Origin of the sequence: Leclercia sp. J807 (assembly GCF_009734465.1) — a bacterium.
Lineage (GTDB): Bacteria > Pseudomonadota > Gammaproteobacteria > Enterobacterales > Enterobacteriaceae > Enterobacter.
The window spans coordinates 904,864-924,687 of the sequence record NZ_CP046446.1; the positions used below are offsets into that span (position 1 = coordinate 904,864).

Consider the following 19,824-nt stretch of genomic DNA (forward strand, 5'->3'; position numbering starts at 1 on the left):
AATTACATAACAGAAAAAAAGAAATAAATTAAGAAAAACAATGATGTATCCAGTGCCATTGGGAATGCGACATATCTATGTAAGGCATAAAAAGTAATGATTTTTTTAAGGCTAAACCACAGCAATAATGAACAAACAACTGTGGTTACCAGTGGTGGAAAGGAAAGGCCACCGACGACGATAGGGTAAAGCATTATTTAATTTCCTTAACAAAAAAATCAGCCCAGAACAATGTGTCTGTGCCTGCGCGGTGAAGATGGGGATTGAACCAGATAAGATGCTGACTGTTACAGATTCAGAGTAAAATTCGTCTTATACTTGCTTGTAGCCAACGAAATCAGGGTCCTGGTACTATGTAAAATATAAATAAAAACTGGGCATGACGCCGACTTAGGTATAATAGTCTGTACAAACACAGATATTAATTGAAAGTTAACAAATAGACTTTTTACTCAGGATAAATAATGGAAAGGCTGCGCAGCATGGCTATTTTTGTTAAGGTAGTGGAATCCGGTTCGTTCACAGAAGCTGCACGCCAGATTGCACTGAGTGTTTCTTCTGTTAGCGTTATCATGGCCAGATTAGAAGATGATCTGCAGGTCAAACTCCTCAATAGGACAACAAGAAAGCTGTCTTTAACCGAGGCTGGCAGGGTTTTTTATCAGGGATGTAGGCGGACGCTCGACGAAGCTAGGCAGGCGCAGGAGGATATGTTTGCATTTCATAACAATCCTGTAGGGATCTTGCGTGTTGGTTGCTCCTCAACAATGGCTCAGTATGTATTAACGCAAGTTAGCACTGATTTTATCAAGGAATTCCCAGGGTTGAGCCTGAATCTGACAACAGGATCACCTGCGCCTGATCTCGTTTCGCATGGACTTGATCTTATCATCCGGTTTGGTGAACTTGCTGATTCAGGCCTTTACAGTAGAAGAATTGGAACTATGTCAATGGTGGTATGTGCTGCCAGTAGTTATTTGAAAGAAAACGGTAGACCTTCACATCCATCTGATATTGGAAGATTTGAGTGGCTGGAATACTCTATACAGCCTGATAATATAGTTAGCCTTGCTTCGTCCGATGGAAGCAGCATCACTCTTTCTCCAAAAGGTCGCTTATCGACAAATGACTCTATAGTACTCGTAAACTGGTTAAAGATAGGAAATGGCATTGCATACCTGCCATTACTTTGGGTGATGCAGGATGTCATTGACGGAAAAATAGAGTTACTTTTCCAGGATTATAATTCTGAATCCAGACCAGTTTACGCGCTTCATTCTGCGAGGGATAAACTCCCCGTAAAGGTGAAATCATATATTGATTATTTGTCTAATCACTTTAGTGAATCGGAAGTAAAATGTAGAGATCTTATATCGGGATGAATATTGTACGGAATAATTAATCCTGGCCCCCAAAGATTTAAAAATGAGAGACAGGCTAATGCGGAAAAAAAATATTTTTAGAGATCCAGAATCAATAAGTAAAAAAAATACAAGCACCCGCTCCGGTAGTGTCAGGAAAAATATAAGGTTCGAAAAGGAGTTGCTCAAAGAAATTAATGCGGTTGCTGGGTTTGGTGAGTTTAGTGCCTGGGTTAAGGAAGCTTGCGAGCAACGCCTCGTAAGAGAAAAGCCCTAAGGAAGGGCTTTGATGATAATCCGGGGGTTAGCCTGCCTTAATTAAGTAGAGAAGTGCACGGAAACGTTCTACTTCTGAAGCCACGTTTGATGCCTTTACTACATCGTTAGAGATGAAGGTTGGCAAAGGTTTCATTCCTAAAAACTGATTTGCCTTGTGGAAATGTAAATAGACGCCATCAACACCATATCCTTCGAAAAACTGGTCAGGTTCTGTAAATGCTTCTTCAGGGGCATTCCAGGTTAACGAAAGCATATATTTTTTGCTATGCAGCAGACCGCCCGAACCATACTTTTTCGTAGGGTCGGTACGGGTGCGCCCATCATTTTCATACAGAACACCCTGACCTGCAGTGAATACTTCATCCATCCATTTTTTTACCGTCCATGGTTCGCCCATCCACCAGCCAGGCATCTGATAAATCAAAATATCATTATCCAGGATTTTTTTTACTTCACTTTCAACATCATAGTCGCTGTCAGCATGGGTAATGGTGACGTTATATCCCATATCAATCAAGGTTTCTTTGGCTGTATGAACATAGAGTTCGTTGAGTTCGCCTTTAGCAAATTTAAAGCTTTTTGCACCATTGATAATAAGTATATTGCTCATAAGGGCCTTCCTTTCCGGTTTAAGTTTTAATACAGATGATAATTCTTACAGTTAAGTAAAAAAAATCAGGGCCTAACATGATTACACGGGGTATAGTTTAAAATTAACATACTGCTCAGTATATTAATTGGGGAGGCGAAAGGCATTCGCATTTCATGCTGCATTCGGAACATAGATACCTGCCGTATGATTTCATTGGGCCGTTATGCTTGTAGAAGCCAGGTCTGGAGAAGGCGCGGTTTGTCTAGCTATGTAACAGCCATCCAGTATGGGGAGTTTTTTTATCCAGTAATCATCTGATAATTTTGAGAAACCTTCAGCGTTAAATACAACCCCACCAGTTTTTAACTGTTCATCATTACAGAAGGCAATTTAAGCGTCTAGCGTATCGGTTCTAAAGGCAAGATCAGTTGATCGAATGTTATGCCCATCAACTCTTTCAGGAAGAATAATCTGAATAATTGTTATCGCATTTTGTTAAATACAATCAAGAGGCCTTGACCGTGCAATAAAATATAACGATTTTCGTATTATTATCTTTCATTGAATCTGCTGTAATACCATTGAATTTATAGGCGACATTTTGACCTAATGGATGAATATGGGGACATCTTGAATAATTAGTCGATGTAAAACGCCAGCAGAGATTCGGCCACCCAGAGGTTTTTTCCATTAGATAAGAGTGCAATGCCATTGCCGCCGGTACCGTGCGGGTGAGGAGGAACTAATTTTCTAAATGTTTTAAATATTAACCAAATTTGGTTGTATGGCACGAGTTGTCAGTTTGGTAAGCAGTGGCTTGAAATGATTACACGCCACGTGACGGGAAATCCGTTTGATCCGGCTGATACTATCAAAAAGAACGCAACACGGATTGAGTTTGGCCAGTTAACGCGTCAGCAGCAAATTATGGGTATCGCCTGGCTGTATGTTGAAGAAAGCCTCGCCGCTTTCCGGGCTTGTTAAGGATGGGCATACAGAACCAGACGGAGCATAACAGAGACTCTAGCGGTACTACCGACCGGTAGCCCGCCAGAATGTGCGTCAGGCTTTACTCATCTCAGCGCTGATTTGTTCCAGTGATTTGTCTTTTGTCTCTGCGACGCAAAAGAGATTCAGCAAAAACCACAAAAAGCAGCACAGGCCATACAAAAAGAACGGGAAGCTGCCGTTAAATAACCTGTTCAGCGTTTCGCTATGCGTCAACATGGGAAAGGTTTGCGAGACAATAAAACTGCCGGTCCAGATAAGCAGCGTGGCCCACGACATCAGCTTATCGCGAATCATGTTGGGGGCCAGTTCGGGAATAATAATCCATAAAATGGGGCCAATGGTGCCACCGAAGAACAGGATATAAACGATCATGATGACCAGCATAAATATGCTGGTCACCCCCATCCAGATTAATATTCCCAGCAACGTGATCGAAAGAAAGCACATTAACGATCCCACAATGAGCAGCTTACGACGACCATACTTTTCGACCCGATAAACGGCCCAGACTGCAGCGGCAAAGAAGGCAATACCGATGATGACCTGTTGGTAATAGGCCGTTTTTTCGCTGGCGATGCCGATATTTTCCAACAGCACGTTACCGTAATATAAAACGGCATTGATACCGCATAAATTTGCCAGCAATGCCATTGCCAGTATGGTCAGCGATACTCGCCTGTATTTCTTTGACAAAATACTTTCGCGAGGGGCGAGATCGGCGTGTTGATGAAAGGTTCTTTTTATCTCCTGAATGGCCGTCTGGCTGTCAAAATTCTGGCCATACAGGGTTTTCATAATGTCGCCAGCCTGCGCTTCACGATGATTTTTTATTAACCAGCGTGGTGATTCGGGTAACCAGAAGGCCAGAATCATAAACAGGCAGCCGGGCACCGACATGGCGCCCAGCATATAGCGCCAGGCATATTGTGTGGCCCATTGCGGATCGCTGCCCCAGCTGGCGACCAGGGCGTTCACCATATAAACCAAAAGGATGCCAAAAGCGATCATCATCTGGTAAAAGCCCAGCGTCTTGCCACGAATTTTTTGTGCGGCAATTTCACCAATATAAACAGGTGCCGTCGCTGAACCCAGCCCTACGCCAATACCGCCGACGATCCGGAAAAAGATAAACATCGTAAAATTGTAAGGGAAGGCGGTGAAGATCCCGGCGAGAAACACCAGTACGCCGGTAAGGATTAGCGCTTTTTTTCTGCCCAGAGCGTTGGTGATAAACTGGCCGCTAAAGGCGCCAATCATAAAGCCCAGCACCACCGATGACACGGCCCAGCCGGTGCCCATCGCGTCGAGAGAAAAATAGTGGCTCAGATGCGTTATTGCACCCGCAATGACCGCTGAATCAAAGCCATATAATAAACCCGCGACTGACGCTATGAGCGACAACTTATAACTCATGCTATACGTTGTATTCATTTTGTCACCGTTGAGTATTTTTTAATGACAGGTATGGCTCCATTTTTTATCTTCGCTGAGCGTTCAACGTATTCAGGAATAATTTTCATGGAATCGTCGAACCATGCATCAGGATCGGTACTGGCAACCAGTGCAAAATTCCCCCACGGCATTAACGAACCGGAGCGAATAATCACCCTGGCGCTGTGGTAGATTTCTGCCACAAGCTTCTGATGTGGTATGAGCAAAAAGTCAGCGCCGGAACCGGTAAATATGTCAGTTACGCGCTGTAAGAGGTTAGGATTATTCTCCGGTACTTCCTCAGCAAAGATAACGTTTTCAATAAAAATTTCGCTTCTTAGTACGCGCAAGATTTCAATTAGATCGACGCTGCCCGCACAAAACGCCAGGTCGATTCTTTTTATGCCGGGAGGAATAGGTGCGCCGGCATCAGTGACTAAAATAATATCGCCATGCCCTAAACTGGCTAAGGCTTCGGCAACCTGCGGATGTAGGATTTTACCAGGTCTCATTATGTTCTCCGGTTATATTATTTTGTTAACAGAGGAATAATTAAAAATGGTACTACGCTAGTTAGGGCCGCCTTATTTAGCATGCAGCTCCGCTTCAATCTCCTCCAGCGTTTTTCCTTTCGTTTCCGGTACCATTGCCACAACGAAAATAAAAGCAATGATTGAGATGCCAGCGAAAATAAAAAAGGTGTTCGCTGCGCTAATATTTTCCACCAGTACCGGAAAGAAGCGGGAAACAAAAAAGTTACCGCCCCAGAGGGCAAAGGTTGCAATCGAGACCGCAATACCGCGCACGTGAATAGGGAAGATCTCGGAAATAATGACGTAGGCTACGGTGCCATAAGAGACGGCGAAGATAGCGACATAGGCCAGGATGCAAATCAGTAACAGCGTCGTCTGAGGTTCACTAGCGCGAAAAAGCATCCCCGTACAGCTAAGGGTGAGGGCCATTCCTGCCGAACCAAAAATAAGCAACGAACGCCGTCCGACTTTATCAATGATCCACATGGAGACCAGCGTTGCGATCACCAGCGTCATACCGATAAGAACGGTAAACGACATTGCGCCGCTGATATCCATGCCTGCCGTTTTAAATATTTCCGGCGCGTAGTAAAAAATGGCGTTAATACCGGTAATTTGCTGGAAGAGAGCAACGCAGAAACCGATAATCAGCGCCCGGCGCAGGCGAGGGGAAAAAAGTTCGCGCAGTCGGGAGGTACCTTCATTTTGCAGGGTATGTTTAATCGCTTCAAGTTGTTCTCTGGCTGTCGCTTCGTCAGGATTTATTTTACGCAGAATATCAAGACCCTGTTCTGTGCGCCCCTTGCGCACCAGCCAGCGCGGGCTTTCTGGTACCCAGACCAGCAGCATCAGAAAAAGAATGGCAGGCAAAATGCCGCTTGCGAAAATCACCCGCCAGCCATATTCGATATTCCACATTTCACTGGCGTAACTGGCGATAATGGCGGAAACGGAAAATATCGCCAGGTTGCCAATGCAGTTAAAAAGCTGGTTCAGCGAGACCAGCCGTCCACGAATATGCGCTGGTGAAACCTCGGCAATATAGAGCGGGGCGATGGTCGTCTCTACCCCAATACCTATGCCCACGATGATGCGAAACCAGACCAGCATCTCCGGCGAGGTAGCGAGCGCCTCGCCCAGCACGCCAAAGATAAAAATCAGCGCGGTCAGCAGCAGGACCTTTTTTCTTCCTATTGCATCAGAAAGTGGGCCAGCCAGCGCCACACCGATAATACAGCCGACAATGATGGACGATGTAACCCAGCCGATACCATCTGCATCCAGTTCAAATTTACTCTGTAAAAACCCTACCGAACCTGAAATGCTGCCGTTATCAAAACCAAACAGAAAGCCCCCGACGGCGGTAACGACTGCGATTAACAGAACATTACGCATCCAGGTGTTTCTGGCTGTGACTTGTGAATGACTAACCATAATACTCTCCGTTATCAGGCGGGTGAGCGTGGCGACGTCGAAACAGCGCGTACCGCGCAACGTTGTTGTAATTCGGTCAAATTCAGACCGGCGGCGAGGCCGGCCGTCGGGCTGGCGGCATTGGCTGCGCCACAGGCTGCAGCCAGCGTGAGATGTTCTGTCCATCGGGCCTGCGGACGGGCCAGAAGGCTGGTGACCAGACCGGCGCAATAGGCATCCCCTGAGCCGACGGAGCTGACAGTCGTCACTTCCGGAGAGGAGACCTCATAATCACCGTCAGGCGTCAGCGCAAGGGTAGGGCGATGACCATCGGTGATAATCACGCAGCGCACGCCCTGGTCCAGCCACGCCTGCGGCAAAGCCCGGGAGGAGGCCGCACTGGCCTGACGCAGTTCATCGCGGTTGATTTTGATGATATCCGGCAGTGAACCGGCAGACTGCAACAGCGCCGTGCCGTGGGTGTCAAGCAACGACAGCACGCCAGCGGCGCGGGCGAGGGTTATCCAGTGACCGTACTCGTCCGGCAGCAGGTTTTTGGCCAGTGAACCGGTACAGACAAGCGCGCTGGCATGAGGCAACTCCTTTTCCAGCATGCGGTGCAGCGCCTGGTGCTCGTCCGGGGTGATGGCCGGGCCGACGGCGTTATAGACGCTTGCTCTTTCCGGCGCTTGTACCTCGGTGACGACTTCACAAATACGCGTGCTGCCCGCGATGTCACACCAGCATCCTTCCAGCGCCTCTTCCGCCAGCAGTTCGCGGCACAGCCGCCCCGTTGCGCCGCCGAGAAACCCCAGCAGCCGCGGCGTCGGCGCGTCCGGCAGAAGAGTACCCAACTGGCGCATAACGCGCGCGACATTGACCCCTTTTCCCCCCGCCAGCGTTTTATCATCCAGCAGACGGTGAACCTCGCCGGGCTGCTGTTTATCCACCAGCAGCAGCCGTTCAATAGCCGTATTAAGTGAGGCGATGATGACGTTCATAGTTGACCCTCCTGATGGGTTGCAATCAGCCAGCTTTCACGGGCGATCATGGCGGCGCCCGTTGCGACAGGCTCAGCCAGTTGACTGACAAAAAGTGGCATGTTCCAGCGCTGTTTACGGTGCTGCAGCATCTCCTGGCGTTGGAACAAAGATCCCATCAGCACCGCATCCTGCGGGCGTATCCCGCCAATTTCTCCCATATGAGTCAGCAGACGAAACGCGCGATCGGCGATATGGTTCAGCGTGGCCTGCACTATGTCGGCTGACCGGACGCCGGCATGCAGTTGCGTCAGGGAAAACAGCCCCTGTGTTTCATCCTCGTTAACAGAAACCGAGACGGCTGTCGGAACCGCTTCGGCAAGAAGATCCTGAAACAGCTGATCGTAATTCCCCTGATAAAGCAGTTCCGCAAGCGTCTGGATAATTTTGCCGGAAGGGGTGGCGCAGCCCATGACAAACTCTCCGGCTTTCCATGTGCGTTCGATATCCACGCCGAGTCGCCATGCGGCGGCCGTATCGGGGAAATGCGGCGTTAATACCATGAGATATTCGGACGTACCTATCGAGTCGAATACGTTGGTCGGCTGGTGATTTTGCACCGCCCAGGCGCCGACGATCTGATCGTGTCCGCCCACAAAGACGCTGGCGCCCTGGCAGAGTGCCACGCCCGGTAGCGATTCCGGGCGGATCTCCCCGCAGCATTCGCCAGTGTCCGCCAGCTGCGGGAAAAGCGTTGCAGGGAAACCCAGCCGCTCTAACGTTGGCTGGTGAGGCCGCATGCTTTTAAGATCGAAGCATTGTGAATGGGTGATCTGCGAGGTTGCCGCGCGCCATTCGCCGGTCAGTTGCCACATAACGTAGCTGCCGAAATCCACCCAGCGATCGATCTGCCGCCAGATATCCGGGTGGTGTGTACGTATCCAGTTCAGACGAGTGGGGCTCTGATTAGGCCGCGACCGCATACCTGAAATGGCGTAATGCTCATGGCTGTCCAGCCACTGATGGAGGTCTGTGTCCAGCGCCGCGACGGGGTAATTTTCCCACCACGCCAGGGAAGGATAGATAATTTCCCCACTGGAGTTTACCGCGACGGACTCCTCCTGGCCGAACGTGCCCACCGACACTGCGGCCAGGGGGCCGCAGTGTCGTGCTTCTTCGCGCGAGTAATTTTCGATAAGTGCACTCAGACTCTGCCAGAACACGGATGCATCGTGAAATGTCAGTCCGTCATGCTGCATCACCGGCGTGCGGCATTTTTTCACCGGCAAAAACGTTCCTTCCTCGCTGATGCCGATGATTTTTATATGCGTGGTGCCGATATCTATACCGAGAAACCACATAGTGATTACCCTCAATTATCAGTTTATAACCCCAGTTTGCCTGGATTAAGAACGCCGTTCGGATCGAGCGCCTGTTTTAATCGGCGCAGCAGCAGATGCGCCGATCCCAGCGATTCGCGGGCATACGGCGAGCGAACCAGTCCGCCGCCATGATGGTGCGACAGTTCCGCATTGTGTTCCAGGCAGACGCGCATGGTTTCGCGCCAGATGGTACGTAATTTCTCCACTGCTGCGGCATCGGACTCTTCCCGCCCGAGCAGGATCATGTACATGGAGGTGCCCTGGGGATAGACGTGGGAGAAATGCGACAAGACCTCTCCCGCCAGCGGCGTCAGCATTTTATTCAGGTCGTGATAAAGGCTGGCGATGCCGTCCCAGGTGTGCGCAATTTCGATGGTTTCGGCAAAGCCGCCGGTGGAGTCAAGCAGGTTCTCGACGGTGGAAAAGTCAAAACGGCGATCCATCCATTTCAGTACCCCTTCGCTGCCAATGGATTTGCCTCCGTGACGGTGGACAATCGCCATAAAGGCGTCCATTTCTGCGCGGGCAACAGTCTCAACGCCCTGGGTGCCTAGGAACATTACCGGTTTATCCTGCTGCGGATTTTGCATGGCGTGGCGGGCTTCGTTTGTATCATACAGACGCAGCAGGAAGGGACGAAGCCCGGCCATCGCCTGTTCGCGCATAATGGTCAGGCCCGCTTCGACGGAGGGGAGCTCAAGTGAATCGAAAAGTCGCGTTTGCGGCAGGGGGAACATTTTTAACTGTACCGAGGTGACGATACCCAGCGTACCTTCCGCGCCGATGAAAAGCTGGCGGAGATCGGGGCCCATGGCGGCGCGCGGGGAAGCCTTAAGGCGTATCTTTTCACCCGTGGCGAGGATGACCGTATAGGCGGTAATCAGATCCTCAATACCGCCGTAATAAGAGGAAAATTGACCGGTCGCAAGGGTAGAAAGCCAGCCGCCAACGCTGGACTGGTATAACGACTGCGGCGAATGGCCGAGCGTCCATCCCATCTGCTGCAGTTCATCTTCCAGCTGACCGCCGTTATAGCCTGCGGACACTTCCACGGTCAGGTTCGTGGTATTGATATCCCGGTGATGCGTCATGCCGGTTAAATCCAGTACGATCCCACCACGCGTCGGTAGCGGCTGCCCCGTCACGGAGGAGGCCAGCGCCCGTGGCGTGACCGGCGTGTCATGTGCCGTCGCCAGCGCCAGTACCTGCTGGATCTGCTGCTCGTCAGTGACTTTTACCACAACATCGGCCTGATAATCATGGCATCCTAAGCGCCTGAGTTTGGTGGACAGGGGCCAGGTATCATGGCTGGACGCCTGCAGTGTATCGCGGTCGGTCAGAATCTGCGCTTCAGGTACAGCAGTTTTCAGGGCGGTGATGAGATGAGAAATGTCAGACATACAAACTCCTGCATTGACAATTTAAGGGATATCCTGGTGCCGTGACGAAGGTCAAATGCCCAGGGTTTAATTCATTGACAGCGGATTTGCGACTAATATACGATCAATTTGCAGAAAGCTGCAAATTGCATTTTTCGCTTTTTCTCAACTTTGTGAAGGAGATCTAGATGGATAGTCGAACCGGTAAAGCAGTACGCTTAGGACGCATTTTACGCCCGGAAACGGGGCGCGCGGTGGTGGTGGCCGCCTCCCACGGCGTTATGGCTGGCCCGCCATCAGGGCTAAAAACACGCGGTGAAATCGAAAGCGTGTTTGCGCAGCTGCGCGGGGCTGACGGGGTCATGGTCTCCCCAGGGATGATCCCGCTGGTGGAGAAGACGTTCATTGGCCGCGACCGCCCCGGTTTTGTACTGCACCTTGACTGGAAAAACCATGCGCGCTCCATCTATACGCCGGGGAAAGACGGCAGGAGCGAAGGGGTTCTGGCGCAGCTGGCTGAGATCGGCGATGTTGCCGCCTGTGGTATCGATGCGGTCATGACCTATATGTATCTTGGCCAGAAAGATACGGCCCTTGAACAGGCGGAAATTATTCGCAATACGCGCATCGTGCGTGAATGCGAACGCCACGGTATTGCGGTAATTATTGAGCCGCGGTCCGCGCTGGAAGGCATTGATCCTGACGCGCTCAGTGCGAAGGTGATGAGTATGTACTGCCGTATAGCGGCGGATATCGGTGCGGACCTGGTAAAAGCGCTGTGGCCCGGCTCGGTGGATGATTTTGCTGCGGTAACAAGCACCTGTTATACTCCAGTGCTGCTTGCGGGCGGCGCCGGTGGCGAAGATCCACGCTCCACGCTGCAACTGGCGGCTGACGCCATGCGTGCAGGCGCCAAAGGAGTAATGTTTGGTCGACGTATTTTCAGGGCGCAGCAGCCAGCCGACGTGCTTCGCGCGCTCAATGCCGTCGTGCATGAGGAACAAAGCGTCGAACAGGCGTTGCGGTTTCTGGAACAGTAAGATCGGCGGAAACAATGACGGTTATTGCGCGTGATGTGAAGCAACTCTCTCCGGTAGCATTTATTGCCCGTACGATTATCTCGCTCGGTTTATCCGGGCGTCTTCCCACTACCTCCTGGTTTCAGGAGGTACTGGAGATTGGCTCCGGTACGGTACAGAAGGCGCTACAGGAGTTAAAAAAATCCGGCGCAGTGAAGCTTGTTTCCCGCGGTCACCAGGGGACTTTTGTGGTCTCCTGGAACTTTCCCCTGCTATGGAGCGCCGCGCGTATCCCCCCGGTTCATATGTTATTACCCCCCAGAGGCTCCCTTGAGGCAACGCAGGTGGCTTCCGCGCTGGTTGAGCAGTGTGGTCACTGGGGGGCAGTAACCACCGTTGGTTATCTGCGCGGTGCGCGTTCGCGTCTGCAGGCCTTTGATGAAGATGAGGCTGATATTGTTCTTTTATCGTCAGGATCAGCGCAGGTGCTGATGGCAAACGCCGCTGAAGAGGGGTTTGAGCTCTTTGAAGTGGGTAATGGCAGCTATTACCGGCCTGGCAGCCTTGTAGTGGTTGAAAAATCAGAAGGAGCCGCCACAACGCGCCCGCGCGTCGGTATTGACTTTCATTCCAGCGATCATCAAAGGCTGACCCATGCTCAGTTTCCTGAAGCGCAGTATGATTATGTCGAGGTGGATTTCACCCTTTTGCCCCGCGCGGTATTTCTGGGCGAGATTGACACTGGCGTCTGGCATCAGGAACCTTCTCTTATCCCCCTGGACAAAATTGGCCTGACTGTCAGGCCACTGGATAAGCCTGCTGCGCTCAGCATGGCGGAAACTATTTCCACTGCGGTTCTGGTGGTGCGTGCCTCCTCGACAGTTGCGCAGCTTCTGCGACAAATTGATTTTCAGGAAATCAAAAAGCAGGCCGTACTGCCGTTAAATGTCTCTGAAGCGAGTTTAGGCCGGCTTCCTGATATCTTGCGTTTTCGATAATGCCCTAAGGCTTTGTAGCTACCTGTTTTTGCCGGGTGAAATTCGTCCTGCTTAAAACTCAGGTTTATGGATACAACGATAAGGTGGATGCTCGTAGTATTATCTCTTCCAGCATATGGCTAAAGGTCGTTAATGTCGTGGCGATAATCGCCGCCCCGGATGTTAATATCACAAAACCCATAATGGTTTTGAGGGTTCCGGAAATAACATCGGAAAACGCTTTTTTCTGCAATAATAAGCCGATCAGGGAAAACAGACCGACCAGTATTGCTGGTGTGCCCAACACATCATGAATAATAAACTGCAGCATAGAATAACTCCGTAAGGCCGCAAATAATTAATCAGAGATTTTCGGAAAGAATTTCTTTGATTTTATTGTTATCCAGCAGGTTAGATAAGCCAAAGACCTGGGCAGAATGGCTGGAAAGATGTTCGGCAATATCCCTGGCGCTAAGAATAATATCGGCAATTTCACTTTTTGCCGAAGTCAGGTCGGTATGAGAAACCTCTGCTTCTTTATTCAGCTCTTTAATTATTTTTTTTACGTTCATTTCGACGATAAAACTGCTGCCTAAACCGTTACCGCAAACAATCAGAACCTTTTTCATCTTCACCTCTTTATCCGTTGATAACAGTTTGAATTGTTTCCATTGTTGATGCTTTCAGCAGTGCTGAGAGTCGTTCATCATCGCTAAAAATCTCCGCCAGGGCAGTAATCATATTGATATGCTCATCTCCTGAAAGCGCGCACAACATAATCACAACGTAAATAGGGTCATTTTCTTCGGCGTTAAAAGAAACCCCTTGTTTAATATGTAAAAGCGACAGCCCGTTTTTAATTGCCCCTTGCTCCGGGCGAGCATGTGGCATCGCCAGGCCGGGAGCTAATACATAATAAGGACCCAGCTCCTGATGGCTGTTAAAAATGGCTTCAATATACTCTTCAGTAATCGTCTCTTTCGCTAATAAGGGCTGAGCCGATAACCTAATGGCCTGTTTCCAGTCGCTGACTGAATCCACAATCTGGATATTTTCTGCAGGTAGCCAGGTCGTAATCATAAATACCCCGATAGCGTTGAAAGTGAACTTACTATAGTGGAATGAATTCGCGGCTTACCGTGATCTGTATCGCAAAGTTAGCGCTAACACGGCAATAATGTTAAAATCCTTGTTACCGCTAACTTTATTATCGATACTTGTAATTACTTTGCAGTTGGGCAATGCGAAAAACGCTAAACATCATTTACAATGGTTGCCCAGTCAGGCGAAAGGAGGAGATCAGTGCAGACGTTAGAAGCGGACGATAGCGCGAGAGAAAAACGCAGGAAAAATACCGGTAAAATTACGCTCGCTGAAGTTGCAAAACTGGTCGGCGTTAGCACGATGACCGTGTCGCGCGCGTTACGTATGCCTGAAAAAGTGAATCCTGAACTACGTAACCGCATCGAAGCGGCAGTGAGTGAGCTGGGCTATGTACCCAATCTTCAGGCACGTAGCCTCGCCTCTGCTGACTCCAGCCTGGTGATGGGCGTGGTGCCCACATTTTCTTCTCCGGGCTTTCTTGCCGTCTCCGAAACCCTGCAGACCGTGCTTGCGACTCAGGGCTACAGCATGATGTTTATTGAGTCCGGTCAGGGAGGGCAGAGCGAAGAGCGCGCTTTTGCGCAAATGCTCGCCTACAACCCGGCGGCGATTGTTCAGTTCAACATTGATAACATCAGCAGTTGTTCGCAAATGATCAGTAACACCGGGGTACCGGTGGTTGAGATTGGCGCTATCAATCGCGATGCAGGCTGGGTCAGTATTGGCGTTGACTACGCTGCCGCCATCAAAAAGTTGGTCACATCGCTTGTCCAGGGCGGATATAAAAATATCGGCCTGCTTTGCACGGCGTCTAATAACATTATGTTTCGCCAGGTACTGAGCGGCTGGAACAGCGCCATGCTCTCCGTTAACCACTCTCCCCATCGCGTGGTGACCTCTCATCTGCCCGCAGGTATTACGACCGGTTTAAACCTGCTGGGCGATATTCGTATTACCTGGCCAGAGCTGGATGCGCTGATTTGCACCTCTGATGAAATTGCCTGCGGCTGCATTATGGCCTGCAACGGTGCGGGGCAAAAAGTGCCCGACGCACTGGCACTGGCAAGTTTGAGTGGAGGAACCCTTGCGGCAGTTTGCTCCCCAGCGCTGACGGCGGTCGAATTCCCCTGGAGTGAGACGGGAACGGTCGCAGGAAAAACGCTGCTTGATCTGCTGGCGGATAAATCGACAGATAAAGTCATTGAATTACCCTCAACGTTACAAGTTCGCGCCAGCACCAGAAAGCATTAGGGTCGGCACAGTATTGATTATGCCGCCGCATACGGCAGGGTCACTGACATTCCCGCCATGCTTACTCGCCACTCACGAACATTGCCAGGCTTACACGCCAGCAGCATCTGACGCCAGATGCCCGTAGAGGATCAACCTGCGTGGGCCCTTACCGCCGCTACGTCCGCTACCACCGACAGCGCCAGCGTGTTGGCATCCCGGGCCTGGGGGAAGATCCCAATCGGGGCCTTAATCCGCGCGATATCCGCATCCTTCCAGCCCAGCTCACGCAGTTTGTCCACCCGCCGCTGGTGGGTGCGCTGGCTGCCGAGGGCACCGATATAAAACGGCGCCGCTTCCAGCGCAGCCTGTAACACCGGCAGCTCCTTGTGCTGATCGTGCCAGAGCAAAATCACCGCCGTGTCCGCATCCATCAGCTCAACCGTGGGGAGATTACAATGCACCTCGTATCCTGCCGCCTGCGCCACATTGGCTGTGGCCTGCGCCTCCACCGACCCGCCATAGATCAGTAGCCGCGGGCAGGGACGATAGCCCTGCTCGAAGCGATCGTTCTTCCAGCCTGTCCTGGGTGTCCAGGGCGCCGACTGCAAGGATTGGGAAGAGGAGTGATAACGCAGTCCCACCGGTTTGCGCTGGGCGAGGCTGTTCAGCACCGCCAGCAGCGGCTGTACCGTGCGCACTTTATGGATGTTCAGCGTAATCCCGCCGCCGCAGGGGAGGACAATATCGAACCACGGCGATCCCTCGCCATACTTCACCTGACGGTCTGTGCCGCAGGCGAGGGTCTCCAGCGCCTCGTACGCGGCAGCGGCCTCCACGCAGCCGCCGGAGACATAGCCGCAATAGAGCCCGTCCTCGCGAACGGCCATCTGCGCCCCCAGCGGCCTGGCGGCCCCGCCGCGGATCTCCACCAGGGTCACCAGCGCTACCGCCATGCCTGCCGTAAATGCCTCTGCCGCGAAGCGCAGCACCGCCACGCTGTCGTCGGTAGCAAAAGCCTGCTCGGGGATAATCTGTTCACTCAGCGCAGCGCCTTGCAGCATGCTCTCTCCTTACACCACATCGGGTAGCGCATCGATCAGTTTATCCAGGGTGATGGGATACTCCCGCACCCGCACCCCCGTGGCGTTATAGATCGCATTGGCGATGGCCGCCCCGACGCCGCACAGCCCCAGTTCACCCACCCCTTTGGCCTTCATCGGCGAGGAGATGGGGTCGGTATCGTCGAGGAAAATCACCTTCTGTTCCGGGATATCAGCATGAACCGGCACTTCATACGCCGCCATATCATGATTGACGAAGTAGCCCAGGCGGGTATCCACCGCCAGCTCTTCCATCAGCGCCGCACCGAGTCCCATAGTCATCGCGCCGATTACCTGGCTGCGGGCGGTTTTCGGGTTCAGGATCCGGCCTGCGGCACAGACCGCCAACATGCGGCGGACCCGGACTTCACCTGTCGCCCTATCTACCGCCACTTCGATAAAGTGACCGGCAAAGGTCGACTGCTGATACTGCTTATCCAGATCGCCAAACTCGATATTGTCTTCGGCGGTCAGCGTGCCGTTGGCTGCGGCCTCGCGAATGTCCGCGCTGCGGGTATCAAGGGTGATCTTCCCGTCGCTAAACTGCGCCTGGTCCGGATCAAAACCGAGGTTCGTGGCAATGGTCTGGCGTAACTTCACGCAGGCGGCGTAAACCCCCGAAGTGGAGGTGTTCGCACCCCACTGGCCGCCTGAACCGGCCGACACCGGGAAGTTCGAATCACCGAGATGCACCGTCACCTTGTCCAGCGGCACGCCCAGCATCTCCGCCGCCGTCTGGGCAATGATGGTATAGCTCCCGGTGCCGATGTCCGTCATGTCGGTTTCTACCGTCACGTTTCCGTCCGCGTCCAGATGCACCCGGGCACCCGATTTTTCTAACAGGTTATTGCGAAAACCGGCCGCCATGCCGTAGCCCACCAGCCAGCGTCCGTCGCGAACCTGGCCGGGCGTTGCGTTGCGCTGCTTCCAGCCGAACGTCTCGGCGCCGGTACGCAGGCACTCGATAAGCTGACGGCGGGAGAAAGGGCGTTTGGGATCGGCCGGATCGACCTGAGTATCATTGAGAATGCGAAATTCGACAGGATCGATGCCCGCTTTCTCCGCCATCTCATCAATGGCGATCTCAAGCGCCATCATGCCCGGTGCTTCGCCAGGGGCGCGCATGGCGTTGCCCTCGGGCAGATCCAGTTTTGCCAGCCGCAGGCCGGTATGACGATTGGCGCCCGCATAAAGCAGTTCGGTCTGCTGCACCGCCGTCTCCGGCGTGCCGCCGGGCAGATTGCCGGACCAGCTGTCATGGGCGATGGCGGTAATTTTGCCCGCCTTGTCGGTTCCGATGCGGATATGCTGAATGGTAGCCGGGCGGTGGGTGGTGTTGTTGGGGATTGTCGGGCGCGACAGCATGACCTTTACAGGGCGCTTCAGGGTTCGGGCCGCCAATGCGGCCAGCAGCGCATCGCTCCTAAGGAACAGCTTGCCGCCAAAGCCTCCGCCGATATACGGGGAGATGATGCGCACGTTCTCCTCGGGGATCTTCAGCGTCGCCGCCAGATCGGTGCGGCACCAGGCGACCATCTGATTGGAGGTCCAGACGGTCACCTTGTCGCCGTCCCAGACCGCCATAGAGGCATGCGGCTCCATCGCCATATGGCTCTGATCGGGGGTGGTATAGGTCACATCTATCTTCACCTCGGCGGCGGCAAAGGCCGCGTCAAAATCGCCGACGTTTTTGTCAGGGGTCTTCTCCGGGGGCTGGTTGACGGCGGGTTTTTCCTCCGCCAGCGACCAGGCACCCTTTTCACGCCGGTACTGGACCTGCACCAGCGACGCCGCGGCCCGGGCCTGTTCGAACGTCTCTGCCACCACCAGCGCAACGGCCTGATGGTAGTGCTCTATTTTCGGGCCGCCCAGCAGGGTGGCCGCGTTTCGCTCGCCTTTGCCGAGTTCGCCGGCACTGCTGGCCGTCACGACCGTTAGCACGCCCGGCGCGTTTTTCGCGGCCTGGGTGTCGATGGCGGCAATCTCGCCTTTGGCAATCGCCGAACCGACCACATAGCCATAGGCCGCGTTGGGTGCGGTGTCGTGCCATTCGTAGGCATAGTGCGCCTTGCCGGTGGTTTTTAACGGGCCGTCGATACGGTCATGGGGCTGTCCAACCACCTTTAACCGATCGATTGGGTTTTCCCCTGCCGGTTTCTCAAATTTCATACCTGAGCCCTCGCTTCTGTCAGCACGGAGGCAAGCGTTCGCTTCGCCAGGGTGAGTTTGAACCTGTTTTCAGCCGTCGGGTGAGCGTCGGCAAACAGCGCGTCATATACCGCCTGTGCGCCCTGGGGCAGTTGCGCATCGGCCTGCGCCATCCGCCAGGGTTTATGGGCGACGCCGCCCAGCGCGACGCGTCCGGTGCCATCTGGCTGGACAATCGCCGCCACCGACACCAGCGCAAAGGCGTAGGAGGCGCGATCGCGAACCTTACGGTAGATGTGTTGCCCGCCCACGGGCGGCGGCAGGGTGACGGCGGTAATCAATTCGCCGGGCGTCAGGACGGTCTCGATATGGGGCGTTTTTCCCGGCGCACGATAGAAGTCGGCGAGGGGGATGTTGCGCGTCTTTCCGTCCGCGGCGATGGTTTCTACCACTGCGTCCAGCAGCTGCATCGCGACGGGCATGTCGCCCGGGTGAGTGGCAATACAGGCTTCGCTCCCCCCGACGACCGCATGCTGACGACTAAAACCTTCCAGCGCCGCGCAACCGCTGCCGGGAAGGCGTTTATTGCAGGGCTGGTTCGTATCGTAAAAATAGGGGCATCGCGTGCGCTGCAGAAGATTGCCCGCTGTGGTGGCCTGGTTGCGCAACTGACCAGACGCTCCGGCCAGCAGTGCTCTGGAAAGCACGGCATAGTCACGGCGCACGCGCTCATCTGCGGCCAGATCGGTGTTACGCACCAGGGCGCCGATGCGCAGCCCGCCTTCGTCAGTGGCGTCAATCTTATCCAGCCCCAGGCCGTTCACGTCGATCAGATGCCCAGGGGTCTCAATTTCCAGCTTCATGAGATCCAGCAGATTGGTGCCGCCCGCGATAAATTTGGCGCCAGGCGTACGCTGGGCGCTGGCGGCGGCTTCAGCCGGGGTTTTTACCCGCTCATAGGTGAAGGCTTTCATGATTTTTGCCCTCCGGCGACATCCTCAATGGCAGCGAGAATATTGGCGTACGCGCCGCAGCGGCAGATGTTGCCGCTCATGCGCTCGCGGATCTCCTGCGCATTCATTTCGGGAGGGGAGACCAGATCGAGGGTCACATGGCTGGGGATACCCTCTTCAATCTCTTTCAGCACCGCCACCGAGGAGCAAATTTGCCCCGGCGTACAGTAGCCGCACTGATAGCTATCGTGTTTAACAAACGCGGCCTGCATAGGGTGCAGATTGTCAGGGGTGCCCAGACCCTCAATGGTAGTGATATCGGCGTTCTGGTGCATCACGGCCAGGGTGAGGCAGGAATTGATCCTGCGCCCGTCAACGATGACGGTGCAGGCGCCGCACTGTCCGTGGTCGCAGCCTTTCTTGGTGCCGGTCAGGTGCAGGTTCTCGCGCAGGGCATCCAGCAGGGTGGTGCGGGTATCCACCTCCAGCTGCTGCTCCTCGCCGTTGACGCGAAACGTTACCGGCATCTTCTCCGGTGCAGGGGTGACGGCGGGTTCGCCCTCTGCCAGGGCGGAACAGGGATAGACCGCCGCGGTCGCCGCCGCTGCGGCGCTGGCTTTTAAAAGGGCCCGTCGGGACAGGCTAAAATCGTGTTGTTCGTGCTTCCCGAACTCACCATCTTCGGGGTATTCGCCTTGGTTGCTCATGCCAGGCCTCCGGTATGCAAAGGGGGGAAATAACGTTCAAAGAGGGCGCGACGTTGTCGTCTGTTTTTAAACGTTAAGCATAGACGGCGATGTCGGTGGGATTATTCTCAAAAGGTGAATGCAGTTATGAGGCGGTTTAATAAGTGATTTTGCGAACAGAGGGATCGTCTCTGACCTGGCCGTATGCCCTTACAAACCGTAAAGCTACCTGGCCATATTCAA

General features: G+C 53.2%; 19 protein-coding genes and 2 pseudogenes. 6 read left to right on the forward strand and 15 right to left on the reverse strand.

What is annotated here, in order from left to right; all coding sequences use genetic code 11:
- Positions 1-2: 2 nt before the first annotated feature.
- Positions 3-194 (reverse strand): DUF1656 domain-containing protein, encoded by a 192-nt coding sequence (locus GNG26_RS22785; RefSeq protein ID WP_156237869.1) that lies wholly within the window; start codon positions 192-194, stop codon positions 3-5.
- A gap of 270 nt (positions 195-464) precedes the next feature.
- Between GNG26_RS22785 and aaeR the strand changes: the two genes are divergently transcribed.
- Positions 465-1,382, forward strand: a complete 918-nt coding sequence (gene aaeR / locus GNG26_RS04200) for an HTH-type transcriptional activator AaeR (protein WP_156237870.1) — start codon at positions 465-467, stop codon at positions 1,380-1,382.
- A 58-nt stretch (positions 1,383-1,440) separates the two neighbouring features.
- Positions 1,441-1,638, forward strand: coding sequence for a DUF3950 domain-containing protein (locus GNG26_RS22600; RefSeq protein ID WP_231604218.1), 198 nt, complete (start codon positions 1,441-1,443; stop codon positions 1,636-1,638).
- Positions 1,639-1,665: 27 nt separating this feature from the next.
- Here GNG26_RS22600 and GNG26_RS04205 read toward each other — a convergent pair whose 3' ends face one another.
- The gene (locus GNG26_RS04205; RefSeq protein WP_156237871.1) at positions 1,666-2,250 is read right to left on the reverse strand and encodes an NAD(P)H-dependent oxidoreductase; all 585 of its coding nucleotides are present in this window, start codon (positions 2,248-2,250) and stop codon (positions 1,666-1,668) included.
- Positions 2,251-2,976: 726 nt separating this feature from the next.
- On the opposite strand from GNG26_RS04205, the pseudogene GNG26_RS22470 reads away from it, so the two are divergent.
- A pseudogene (locus GNG26_RS22470) lies at positions 2,977-3,216 on the forward strand (hypothetical protein); the annotation flags it as partial.
- A 78-nt stretch (positions 3,217-3,294) separates the two neighbouring features.
- Here the strand turns inward: GNG26_RS22470 and GNG26_RS04210 are convergent.
- From GNG26_RS04210 to GNG26_RS04235, 6 genes are all read right to left on the reverse strand, one after another.
- Positions 3,295-4,674 (reverse strand): sugar porter family MFS transporter, encoded by a 1,380-nt coding sequence (locus tag GNG26_RS04210; protein ID WP_156237872.1) that lies wholly within the window; start codon positions 4,672-4,674, stop codon positions 3,295-3,297.
- Positions 4,671-5,186 (reverse strand): D-ribose pyranase, encoded by a 516-nt coding sequence (gene rbsD / locus GNG26_RS04215; protein WP_156237873.1) that lies wholly within the window; start codon positions 5,184-5,186, stop codon positions 4,671-4,673. The genes GNG26_RS04210 and rbsD overlap by 4 nt, the downstream gene beginning before the upstream one ends.
- A gap of 72 nt (positions 5,187-5,258) precedes the next feature.
- Positions 5,259-6,701: a sugar porter family MFS transporter gene (locus GNG26_RS04220; RefSeq protein WP_255473391.1), complete on the reverse strand. Its 1,443-nt coding sequence runs from the start codon at positions 6,699-6,701 to the stop codon at positions 5,259-5,261.
- The gene (locus tag GNG26_RS04225) at positions 6,656-7,621 is read right to left on the reverse strand and encodes a 1-phosphofructokinase family hexose kinase (protein WP_156237875.1); all 966 of its coding nucleotides are present in this window, start codon (positions 7,619-7,621) and stop codon (positions 6,656-6,658) included. Before GNG26_RS04225 ends, GNG26_RS04220 begins: the two co-directional genes overlap by 46 nt.
- The gene (locus GNG26_RS04230; protein ID WP_156237876.1) at positions 7,618-8,961 is read right to left on the reverse strand and encodes an L-fuculokinase; all 1,344 of its coding nucleotides are present in this window, start codon (positions 8,959-8,961) and stop codon (positions 7,618-7,620) included. The genes GNG26_RS04225 and GNG26_RS04230 overlap by 4 nt, the downstream gene beginning before the upstream one ends.
- 23 nt (positions 8,962-8,984) lie before the next feature.
- On the reverse strand, positions 8,985-10,382 hold the full coding sequence (locus tag GNG26_RS04235) for an FAD-binding oxidoreductase (RefSeq protein WP_156237877.1): 1,398 nt from the start codon (positions 10,380-10,382) through the stop codon (positions 8,985-8,987).
- A 167-nt stretch (positions 10,383-10,549) separates the two neighbouring features.
- On the opposite strand from GNG26_RS04235, the gene GNG26_RS04240 reads away from it, so the two are divergent.
- Both GNG26_RS04240 and GNG26_RS04245 read left to right on the forward strand, forming a co-directional pair.
- Complete coding sequence (locus tag GNG26_RS04240; RefSeq protein WP_156237878.1) at positions 10,550-11,401, forward strand: class I fructose-bisphosphate aldolase; 852 nt, start codon at positions 10,550-10,552, stop codon at positions 11,399-11,401.
- Positions 11,402-11,415: 14 nt separating this feature from the next.
- On the forward strand, positions 11,416-12,378 hold the full coding sequence (locus GNG26_RS04245; RefSeq protein ID WP_156237879.1) for a YhfZ family protein: 963 nt from the start codon (positions 11,416-11,418) through the stop codon (positions 12,376-12,378).
- Between the two features lie 106 nt (positions 12,379-12,484).
- Here the strand turns inward: GNG26_RS04245 and GNG26_RS04250 are convergent.
- From GNG26_RS04250 to GNG26_RS04260, 3 genes and pseudogenes are all read right to left on the reverse strand, one after another.
- Positions 12,485-12,688, reverse strand: a pseudogene (locus tag GNG26_RS04250) (PTS transporter subunit IIC); the annotation flags it as partial.
- A 31-nt stretch (positions 12,689-12,719) separates the two neighbouring features.
- A complete protein-coding gene (locus tag GNG26_RS04255) occupies positions 12,720-12,986 on the reverse strand; it encodes a PTS sugar transporter subunit IIB (protein ID WP_156237880.1) in 267 nt (88 codons plus the stop codon).
- 10 nt (positions 12,987-12,996) lie between these two features.
- Positions 12,997-13,437 carry a PTS sugar transporter subunit IIA gene (locus tag GNG26_RS04260; protein WP_114387832.1) on the reverse strand — a complete coding sequence of 147 codons (441 nt, stop codon included), beginning with the start codon at positions 13,435-13,437 and terminating at the stop codon, positions 12,997-12,999.
- Between the two features lie 222 nt (positions 13,438-13,659).
- On the opposite strand from GNG26_RS04260, the gene GNG26_RS04265 reads away from it, so the two are divergent.
- Complete coding sequence (locus tag GNG26_RS04265) at positions 13,660-14,712, forward strand: LacI family DNA-binding transcriptional regulator (protein ID WP_114387831.1); 1,053 nt, start codon at positions 13,660-13,662, stop codon at positions 14,710-14,712.
- 131 nt (positions 14,713-14,843) lie between these two features.
- Here GNG26_RS04265 and GNG26_RS04270 read toward each other — a convergent pair whose 3' ends face one another.
- The 4 genes from GNG26_RS04270 to paoA are packed head-to-tail and all read right to left on the reverse strand — an operon-like array spanning position 14,844 to position 19,602.
- Positions 14,844-15,755, reverse strand: a complete 912-nt coding sequence (locus GNG26_RS04270; protein WP_156237881.1) for an XdhC family protein — start codon at positions 15,753-15,755, stop codon at positions 14,844-14,846.
- A 9-nt stretch (positions 15,756-15,764) separates the two neighbouring features.
- Positions 15,765-17,963: an aldehyde oxidoreductase molybdenum-binding subunit PaoC gene (paoC, locus tag GNG26_RS04275; protein WP_156237882.1), complete on the reverse strand. Its 2,199-nt coding sequence runs from the start codon at positions 17,961-17,963 to the stop codon at positions 15,765-15,767.
- Positions 17,960-18,916 (reverse strand): xanthine dehydrogenase family protein subunit M, encoded by a 957-nt coding sequence (locus GNG26_RS04280; protein WP_114315808.1) that lies wholly within the window; start codon positions 18,914-18,916, stop codon positions 17,960-17,962. Before GNG26_RS04280 ends, paoC begins: the two co-directional genes overlap by 4 nt.
- The gene (gene paoA, locus GNG26_RS04285) at positions 18,913-19,602 is read right to left on the reverse strand and encodes an aldehyde dehydrogenase iron-sulfur subunit PaoA (protein WP_156237883.1); all 690 of its coding nucleotides are present in this window, start codon (positions 19,600-19,602) and stop codon (positions 18,913-18,915) included. The genes GNG26_RS04280 and paoA overlap by 4 nt, the downstream gene beginning before the upstream one ends.
- Positions 19,603-19,824: the final 222 nt, after the last annotated feature.

Excerpts from the sequence above, each read along its gene's own strand:
- GNG26_RS04210 (WP_156237872.1), bottom strand. The coding sequence starts at position 4,674 with ATGAATACAACGTATAGCATGAGTTATAAGTTGTCGCTCATAGCGTCA.
- paoA (WP_156237883.1), bottom strand. The coding sequence starts at position 19,602 with ATGAGCAACCAAGGCGAATACCCCGAAGATGGTGAGTTCGGGAAGCAC.
- GNG26_RS04255 (WP_156237880.1), bottom strand. The coding sequence starts at position 12,986 with ATGAAAAAGGTTCTGATTGTTTGCGGTAACGGTTTAGGCAGCAGTTTT.
- paoC (WP_156237882.1), bottom strand. The coding sequence starts at position 17,963 with ATGAAATTTGAGAAACCGGCAGGGGAAAACCCAATCGATCGGTTAAAG.
- aaeR (WP_156237870.1), top strand. The coding sequence starts at position 465 with ATGGAAAGGCTGCGCAGCATGGCTATTTTTGTTAAGGTAGTGGAATCC.
- GNG26_RS04280 (WP_114315808.1), bottom strand. The coding sequence starts at position 18,916 with ATGAAAGCCTTCACCTATGAGCGGGTAAAAACCCCGGCTGAAGCCGCC.
- GNG26_RS04260 (WP_114387832.1), bottom strand. The coding sequence starts at position 13,437 with ATGATTACGACCTGGCTACCTGCAGAAAATATCCAGATTGTGGATTCA.
- GNG26_RS04235 (WP_156237877.1), bottom strand. The coding sequence starts at position 10,382 with ATGTCTGACATTTCTCATCTCATCACCGCCCTGAAAACTGCTGTACCT.
- rbsD (WP_156237873.1), bottom strand. The coding sequence starts at position 5,186 with ATGAGACCTGGTAAAATCCTACATCCGCAGGTTGCCGAAGCCTTAGCC.
- GNG26_RS22785 (WP_156237869.1), bottom strand. The coding sequence starts at position 194 with ATGCTTTACCCTATCGTCGTCGGTGGCCTTTCCTTTCCACCACTGGTA.
- GNG26_RS04245 (WP_156237879.1), top strand. The coding sequence starts at position 11,416 with ATGACGGTTATTGCGCGTGATGTGAAGCAACTCTCTCCGGTAGCATTT.
- GNG26_RS04240 (WP_156237878.1), top strand. The coding sequence starts at position 10,550 with ATGGATAGTCGAACCGGTAAAGCAGTACGCTTAGGACGCATTTTACGC.
- GNG26_RS04270 (WP_156237881.1), bottom strand. The coding sequence starts at position 15,755 with ATGCTGCAAGGCGCTGCGCTGAGTGAACAGATTATCCCCGAGCAGGCT.
- GNG26_RS04205 (WP_156237871.1), bottom strand. The coding sequence starts at position 2,250 with ATGAGCAATATACTTATTATCAATGGTGCAAAAAGCTTTAAATTTGCT.
- GNG26_RS22600 (WP_231604218.1), top strand. The coding sequence starts at position 1,441 with ATGCGGAAAAAAAATATTTTTAGAGATCCAGAATCAATAAGTAAAAAA.
- GNG26_RS04230 (WP_156237876.1), bottom strand. The coding sequence starts at position 8,961 with ATGTGGTTTCTCGGTATAGATATCGGCACCACGCATATAAAAATCATC.
- GNG26_RS04225 (WP_156237875.1), bottom strand. The coding sequence starts at position 7,621 with ATGAACGTCATCATCGCCTCACTTAATACGGCTATTGAACGGCTGCTG.